The 1981-nt window shown below is 30.1% G+C and carries 1 protein-coding gene and 1 pseudogene; both read right to left on the bottom strand.

The window, feature by feature from the left end:
- Positions 1-50 precede the first annotated feature (50 nt).
- Positions 51-1715, bottom strand: a complete 1665-nt coding sequence (locus RH98_RS14915; protein WP_010257508.1) for an OmpA family protein — start codon at positions 1713-1715, stop codon at positions 51-53.
- Between the two features lie 71 nt (positions 1716-1786).
- Positions 1787-1981: pseudogene (locus RH98_RS15830) on the bottom strand (IS982 family transposase); the annotation flags it as partial.

Below are 1981 nucleotides of genomic sequence, written 5' to 3' on the forward strand. Positions count from 1 at the left end.
TATAACAAGGCTGCTTTGTTTTGTATATAAATATTTTAATAAAAAAATAGTTAAAACTGTGTTACAATAAACTCACTTCTTCTATTCTTTTGATGTTCTCTTTCTGTGCATGGTACATTATTACCACAGTGATTAACAATCTGAGCTTCTCCTAATCCAATACCACTTAGCCTTGTACGACTTATACCTTGTTTAACTAACCAGTCAATTGTCGAAATAGCGCGTCTTTCAGATAATTTTAAATTATATGATTCTGGTCCAGTAGAATCAGTATGTGAGCGAACTTCAATTCTAAGAGTTGGATACATCATCATCAATGATGCTACTTTTGATAATTCTATTTGGGCATCAGGACGAATATTATATTTATCAATGTCAAAATAGATAGGTTGTAATTTTAAGGTTTTATTTAAGTCATCTCCAGGTTTTAGTGACACATTAGTTGAGTCACCACCATTATTACTATTATTATATCCTAAAAATTGTAAATCTACAGAACGACCTAAGGCAAAATCAACAATTACTGTATCATTCTTACTTAATTCCTCAATAGAAACTTCTTCTGATGTATAACCTATCGATTTGGCTGCTATATAGTAATCTCTATTAACTTGTACATTTTCAAATTTATATTCTCCTCTTTTATCAACTTCCAACTGTTCAATTAAACGATGTTTATTGTCATATAGAAATACATAAGCATCTAATATTGGAGCATTTGTGTTTTTATCAACAACCTTACCTTTAATAGTCTGTATTACATCTAATTCTGTACCAAGCTTCATTCTAACAAAATATAAGTCATCTTTTCCTACACCATTTGGTCTATTTGATGTGATAAAACCAAATTTTGATTCAGGATCTAGATACATTGCAAAATCATCATAAGGACTATTAATAGAATTTCCTAAATTAACAACTTCACCAAAAGTTCCATCTTCATAAATTTTCACACCAAATAAATCTAGACCTCCTAAACCAGGATGACCATCCGAAGCAAAATATAAAACATTATCAGAACTTACAAAAGGAAAACTTTCTCTTCCCTCAGTATTTACTTGTGCACCTAAATTTTCAGGTATTCCAAAACTACCATCAATATATAATTTAACTCTATATAAATCTGATTGTCCATACCCTCCTGGTCTATCAGAAGCAAAGTACATATAATCTTGATTTGGACTTAATGCAGGTTGAGCTGAATTCGCATGCGGAATATTTATAGATAATTTTTCAACATCACCCCATTTACCATTACCAAAAGAATAAGCTCTATATAAACTTACTAATAAAGTTCCATCAGAATATCTTTTATTGTTATCTCCTCTAGTATTACTAGAAAAATACATGGTTCTTGCATCAGCAGTAAATACAGCATTTGCCTCATTAAAATTACCTTCAATTTTTCTAGCAAAGGGTTTAGCCTCTCCAATATGACCATCTATACGAACTGGTGCAGAATATAGCTTGGTATATGGATCATTTGTCCACGAATGTATTTTATCTCTAGAAAACTTCCTATATTGAGAAGAAGCATAAACAATTTCACCTTTATAAAGTGCAGAGCCATACTCTGAAAATTCTGTATTTACACTATTTAGCAACTTTACTCTATAACCATCTCTATTACTATTTACATCTTCTATATAAGTAGGATCTGCCAAATACTTTTTTACTCTTCCATCTTCAGGAGCTCTTTCTGCTAATAAATCCATTTTTGCATTTGCTTCTACATAATCTCCTAAAGTTCTAATTGTCTGAATATATCTATAACCTGTTGTGCATTTTAAACAATCGGTTTTTTTAAAGTATTTAGATTTCTATTGAGTAAGAATTTATTAATATACTGTATTGTAGTCAAAGCAGTTATCTTAGATAATATTCTAGTTCTATATCCCTCAAAGGATTTAGCATAATTACGTCTAATCATAAATTGATCACATAATTGAGAGAATAAGGTTTCTATTCTTTTTCTTCCTTT

The organism is Myroides injenensis M09-0166, from assembly GCF_000246945.1.
Lineage (GTDB): Bacteria > Bacteroidota > Bacteroidia > Flavobacteriales > Flavobacteriaceae > Flavobacterium > Flavobacterium injenense.

Coding starts and splice junctions, on each gene's coding strand:
- RH98_RS14915 (WP_010257508.1), bottom strand. CDS start 1,715: ATGGATTTATTAGCAGAAAGAGCTCCTGAAGATGGAAGAGTAAAAAAG.